The organism is Pseudomonas sp. 05N434 (genome assembly GCF_056396965.1).
Genome location: NZ_JBFTMK010000355.1, coordinates 1 through 5283, shown reverse-complemented (window position 1 = coordinate 5283; position 5283 = coordinate 1). Strand labels below are relative to the sequence as shown.

The 5283-nt window shown below is 59.5% G+C and carries 8 protein-coding genes; 7 read left to right on the top strand and 1 reads right to left on the bottom strand.

Annotated elements, in window-relative coordinates; genetic code table 11:
* Window positions 1-276: 276 nt before the first annotated feature.
* The 7 genes from AC1DLB_RS20355 to AC1DLB_RS20325 all read left to right on the top strand — a co-directional run bounded on the left by AC1DLB_RS20355 (window position 277) and on the right by AC1DLB_RS20325 (window position 4720).
* Window positions 277-846, top strand: coding sequence for an antibiotic biosynthesis monooxygenase (locus tag AC1DLB_RS20355; protein WP_477743247.1), 570 nt, complete (start codon window positions 277-279; stop codon window positions 844-846).
* Window positions 847-918: 72 nt separating this feature from the next.
* Window positions 919-1629 carry a dihydromonapterin reductase gene (folM, locus tag AC1DLB_RS20350; RefSeq protein WP_018927176.1) on the top strand — a complete coding sequence of 237 codons (711 nt, stop codon included), beginning with the start codon at window positions 919-921 and terminating at the stop codon, window positions 1627-1629.
* Between the two features lie 23 nt (window positions 1630-1652).
* On the top strand, window positions 1653-2228 hold the full coding sequence (gene folE, locus AC1DLB_RS20345) for a GTP cyclohydrolase I FolE (protein ID WP_018927177.1): 576 nt from the start codon (window positions 1653-1655) through the stop codon (window positions 2226-2228).
* Between the two features lie 2 nt (window positions 2229-2230).
* The gene (gene folX, locus AC1DLB_RS20340; RefSeq protein ID WP_086944710.1) at window positions 2231-2602 is read left to right on the top strand and encodes a dihydroneopterin triphosphate 2'-epimerase; all 372 of its coding nucleotides are present in this window, start codon (window positions 2231-2233) and stop codon (window positions 2600-2602) included.
* A gap of 68 nt (window positions 2603-2670) precedes the next feature.
* Entirely contained in the window at window positions 2671-2967 is a 297-nt protein-coding gene (locus AC1DLB_RS20335; protein ID WP_018927179.1) for a DUF1244 domain-containing protein, read from the top strand.
* Window positions 2960-3298: a HopJ type III effector protein gene (locus tag AC1DLB_RS20330; protein ID WP_018927180.1), complete on the top strand. Its 339-nt coding sequence runs from the start codon at window positions 2960-2962 to the stop codon at window positions 3296-3298. The genes AC1DLB_RS20335 and AC1DLB_RS20330 overlap by 8 nt, the downstream gene beginning before the upstream one ends.
* Window positions 3299-3469: 171 nt before the next feature.
* Window positions 3470-4720: a 2-aminoadipate transaminase gene (locus tag AC1DLB_RS20325; RefSeq protein WP_477785533.1), complete on the top strand. Its 1251-nt coding sequence runs from the start codon at window positions 3470-3472 to the stop codon at window positions 4718-4720.
* Between the two features lie 60 nt (window positions 4721-4780).
* Here the strand turns inward: AC1DLB_RS20325 and AC1DLB_RS20320 are convergent.
* Window positions 4781-5283 (bottom strand): FAD-dependent oxidoreductase (locus AC1DLB_RS20320; protein ID WP_477785532.1); only part of this gene is annotated, 503 nt, incomplete at its 5' end.

The following is a 5283-nucleotide window of genomic DNA, read 5'->3' as shown; positions in this document are numbered from 1 at the left end:
ATCGGGAACAGCTCCTCTCGAATCAGGGAGGTAATGGGGGGCAAGCCAGGCGCAATGTCGGTCAGCACAGGGATTTTGGATCCATATTAATATTTTGATACATTTTCACTCTCATACCCCAGTGATATTCAACACGTCGTTGAACTAATTGGAACGAAAGTTCCAGACACAATCAGGAATAATCCTTGCTTGTCCCAAGACGCAGCCCACTACCCCGGCGCTGTGCCTGGCGAAACTCCTATCCGGAGCGACGCGTTTGCCTTACGGAGATACACAATGTCTACTTCACCCGTCACGTTGATGGTTGCGCGTCGTGTCGCCGATGGGCGTTATCAGGACCTGATGGCCTGGTTGCGCGAAGGCGAGCAACTGGCCACCGACTTCCCCGGCTATCTCGGTTCTGGCGTGCTCGCTCCGCCGCCCGAGGATGACGAGTTCCAGATTATTTTCCGCTTCGCCGACGAGCAGACCCTGCATGCCTGGGAGCATTCCGCGTCGCGTACAGCTTGGCTGGGACGTGGCAGCGATCTGTTTGCCCATCCTTCGGAGCATCGGGTCAGTGGCATCGATGGCTGGTTCGGTGCGGTAGGGCAACGCCCGCCACGCTGGAAGCAGGCCGTGGCGATCTGGCTGGCGTTCTTTCCGGTGTCCCTGCTGTTCAACTTTGTGCTGGGACCGTTATTGGCTGAAACGGGATTGCTGGCCCGGGTGTTCGTCAGCACCCTGTGCCTGACACCACTGATGGTATATTTCTTCATTCCATTGTCGACCCATCTGTTGGCCGGCTGGCTGAACACCGCACCGCAACAACCGTTGCCCGCAACGCCTACTACCCAAAATCAGTAACTCTTGCAGGAGCGTAGGTGCACGACTCCCGTCGCTGGTATAGTTTTGCTCTAACCGCGACGCGAGCCGTTCATGACCTCTTCCGCAGCCCCCATCCTCATCACCGGTGCCGGCCAGCGTGTCGGCCTGCACTGTGCGCAGCGTTTGCTCGAAGACGGCCATCCGGTCATTTTCAGCTACCGCAGCGAACGCCCCGGCGTAAAGACCCTGCGCGATCTGGGAGCAACAGCGGTGTTCGCGGACTTTTCCAGCGAGGCCGGGATTCTCGCGTTCATCGGTGAATTGAAGAACCACACCGACAGCCTGCGGGCGATAGTCCACAACGCCTCCGAATGGCTGGCCGAAACCCCGGGCGCCGAAGCCAATGCCTTCACCCGCATGTTCAGCGTGCACATGCTGGCGCCCTACCTGATCAACCTGCACTGTGCCGATTTACTCAGACGCTCAAGCCCCGCCGACATCGTGCACATCAGCGATGACGTGACTCGCAAGGGCAGCAGCAAGCACATCGGCTACTGCGCCAGCAAAGCCGGGCTCGACAGCCTGACCCTGTCCTTTGCCGCCAAGTACGCGCCAGACATCAAGGTCAACGGTATCGCGCCAGCCCTGCTACTGTTCAATCCCGACGACGACGCGGCGTACCGCGCCAGGGTCCTGGCCAAATCTGCACTGGGCATCGAGCCCGGCAGCGAAGTGATCTACCAGAGCCTGCGCTAYTTGCTSGACAACCCTTATGTCACCGGCACGACCCTGACCGTCAATGGCGGACGGCACGTCAAATAAGCCGCCCCCGCGAGGATGTCCCCATGACGTTATCCCTGCCCCACAGCGCCCTGTCCCAGAGCTATCGCGAGATCCTTATCGGCCTGGGTGAAAACCCCGACCGCGAAGGGCTGCAAGACACCCCGTTGCGCGCCGCCAAGGCCATGCAATACCTGTGTCACGGTTACGAACAGAGCGTCGAAGAGATCGTCAACGGCGCACTGTTCGCCTCCGACAACGATGAAATGATCATTGTCGACAACATCGAGTTGTACTCGCTGTGTGAACATCACATGTTGCCCTTCATCGGCAAGGCGCATGTGGCTTATATTCCAACGGGCAAGGTGCTGGGCCTGTCGAAGATTGCACGGCTTGTGGATATGTTCGCCCGCCGCCTGCAAATCCAGGAGAACCTCACCCGGCAAATCGCCGAGGCCGTGCAGCAAGTGACCGATGCCGCCGGTGTCGCGGTGGTCATCGAAGCCCAGCACATGTGCATGATGATGCGCGGCGTCGAGAAACAGAATTCGACCATGAACACCTCGGTGATGCTCGGTGCCTTCCGCGAGTCGAGCAACACCCGCCAGGAGTTCCTGCAATTGATTGGACGGAGCAAGTAGCAATGCCACAACTTCAACCAGGAATGGCACGCATCCGGGTCAAGGACCTGTGTTTGCGAACTTTCATCGGGATCAACGAGGACGAAATCCTCAACAAGCAGGATGTGCTGATCAACCTGACCATCCTGTATGCCGCCCAGGACGCCGTGCGTGACAACGACATCGATCACGCGCTGAACTACCGCACCATCACCAAGGCGATCATTGCCCACGTGGAAGGCAATCGCTTTGCCCTGCTCGAGCGCCTGACCCAGGAGCTGCTGGACCTGATCATGACCAACGAGTCGGTGCTGTATGCCGAAGTCGAAGTCGACAAGCCCCACGCCCTGCGCTTCGCCGAGTCGGTGTCGATTACCCTGGCTGCCAGCCGCTGACCGCGTCTGGCGTATCGCTCGCCAGGCTTTTATCATCCGCGCCACGATTTGATTGCACAGAGCCCATCATGAACGATCAACAACGCCTGGAACTTGAAGCCGCCGCCTTTCGCCGGCTGGTTGCCCACCTGGACAGCCGCAAGGACGTGCAGAACATCGACCTGATGAACCTCTCGGGTTTCTGCCGCAACTGCCTGTCCAAGTGGTACAAGGCCGCCGCTGACGAACGCCAGATCGACGTCAGCCTCGATGAAGCCCGCGAAGTGGTTTACGGCATGCCGTACGCCGAGTGGAAAGCCCAATACCAGAAAGAAGCCAGCGCCGACCAACAAGCGGCGTTCGCCAAAGGAAAACCCAATGAGTGATTTGAACACCCTGCGCGCCAGCCTCAAGAGTGGCGAGCACGTTTTCGCCGACACCCTGGCGTTCATTGCCGCCGGTTATGACTACCAGCCCCAGGCTTTCAACAACGGTGGCGTGGAAAACGCAGCCGGGCAGAACGAAGGCTCGTGCAAGACCCTGGGCCTGGCGCTGCTGGAAGGTCTGAGCGATGAAGAAGCGCTGTTGGCGTTTGGCGAGCATTATCGTTCGGTGGTAGCCACGCCCGAAGGCAGCGACCACGGCAATATCCGGGCGTTGATTGCCCATGGCTTGGCGGGTGTGAAGTTCGCTCAGCAGCCACTGACTCGTCGCTAAACCTGTGGCGAGGGAGCTTGCTCCCTCGCCTCAGATTATGCGTCGCCATCGATCGGTAYCAGGGCACATCCCGACTTTTAAGATTGACCCGGCAACTTTATTTCGTTTGCCGGACACCTCTGCTCGCGGCTTAGATAAAAAGAAGCATCCCTTCTTCAGAGTCAGCCATCCATGCGCAGCGAAACCATCAGTCAGTCGATTTCCATTGTTCACCCCATCAGTCTCAGCCACGGCAAAAATGCCGAAGTCTGGGACACCGATGGCAAGCGCTACATCGACTTTGTCGGGGGAATCGGCGTACTGAACCTCGGCCATTGCCATCCACGCATCGTCGAGGCCATTCGTGAACAAGCCACCCGCCTGACCCACTACGCGTTCAACGCGGCTCCCCATGTGCCTTACATCGAACTCATGGATCGCCTGGCCGCGTTTATTCCAGTGGATTACCCGGTCAGCGGCATGCTCACCAATAGCGGCGCGGAAGCGGCGGAAAACGCCCTGAAGATCGTCCGTGGCGCCACCGGCCGCACCGCGATCATTGCCTTTGACGGCGCCTTCCACGGCCGCACGCTGGCCACTCTCAACCTCAACGGCAAGGTCGCGCCTTACAAGCAGAAAGTCGGCGTGCTGCCGGGGCCGGTGTACCACCTGCCCTTCCCCAGCAAAGACAATGACGTGACCTGCGCCGAGGCCCTGAAGGCGATGGATCGGCTGTTCAGCGTCGAGATCGACGTGAATGACGTGGCCTGTTTTATCGTCGAACCGGTACAGGGCGAAGGCGGGTTTCTGGCGATGGATGTGGAATTCGCCCAGGCGCTGCGGCGTTTCTGTGATGACAAAGGCATTTTGCTGATTGCCGATGAAATCCAGTCCGGCTTCGGCCGCACCGGCCAGCGGTTTGCGTTTTCGCGACTGGGCATTGAGCCGGACCTGATCCTGCTGGGTAAAAGCATTGCCGGTGGCGTGCCGCTGGGTGCGGTTGTCGGGCGCAAGTCGCTAGTCGACAACTTGCCCAAGGGCGGATTGGGCGGCACCTACTCAGGCAATCCCATCGCCTGCGCCGCCGCGCTGGCGACCCTGGACGAAATGAGTGATGCACATCTGCATGCCTGGGGCACGCAGCAGGAAGAAGCGATTGTCAGCCGCTACGAAGCCTGGCGGGCACGCGGACTGTCACCGTATCTGGGCCGTTTGACCGGCGTGGGTGCGATGCGCGGCATCGAACTGATCAATGCCGACGGCACACCGGCTTCGGCGCAATTGACACAACTGCTGGCGCTGGCCCGAGACTCGGGCTTGCTGCTGATGCCCAGCGGCAAGTCGCGCCACATCATTCGGCTGCTCGCGCCATTGACCACTGAGGCCGMCGTGCTGGAAGAAGGGCTGGATATTCTTGAGGCGTGCCTGGCGAAATTGTCCTGAGGCAGAATCGTCTGCCCACAAAAAAACCGGCCAAGGCCGGTTTTTTTGTTTTCTAAGGAATCAGAACGAAACGTTCTGCAGGCCGTCGAGGTAACGCTCGGTGTCCAGTGCCGCCATGCAGCCGGCGCCGGCCGAGGTGATGGCTTGACGATAAACGTGGTCGGCCACGTCACCGGCAGCAAAGATACCTTCGACGCTGGTGGCAGTGGCGTTGCCGTCACGGCCGCCCTGTACAACCAGGTAGCCATCTTTCAACGTCAGCTGACCTTCGAACAACGACGTGTTCGGGGTGTGGCCGATGGCGATGAACACACCGTCGACTTTGATTTCGTCGAAGCTGCCATCGTTGTTCTTCAGGCGAGCACCGGTCACGCCCATGTTGTCGCCCAACACTTCGTCCAGGGTCGCGTTCAGCTTCAGGATGATCTTGCCTTCGGCAACCCGGGCATTGAGCTTGTCGATCAGGATCTTCTCGGCGCGGAACGTTTCGCGACGGTGAATCAGGGTCACGGTGCTGGCGATGTTGGCCAGGTACAGCGCTTCTTCAACTGCGGTATTACCAC

Bases quoted from the DNA above. Each gene is read 5' to 3' on its own strand.
- folE (WP_018927177.1), top strand. From the start codon at position 1,653: ATGACGTTATCCCTGCCCCACAGCGCCCTGTCCCAGAGCTATCGCGAG.
- folX (WP_086944710.1), top strand. From the start codon at position 2,231: ATGCCACAACTTCAACCAGGAATGGCACGCATCCGGGTCAAGGACCTG.
- AC1DLB_RS20335 (WP_018927179.1), top strand. From the start codon at position 2,671: ATGAACGATCAACAACGCCTGGAACTTGAAGCCGCCGCCTTTCGCCGG.
- AC1DLB_RS20330 (WP_018927180.1), top strand. From the start codon at position 2,960: ATGAGTGATTTGAACACCCTGCGCGCCAGCCTCAAGAGTGGCGAGCAC.
- AC1DLB_RS20355 (WP_477743247.1), top strand. From the start codon at position 277: ATGTCTACTTCACCCGTCACGTTGATGGTTGCGCGTCGTGTCGCCGAT.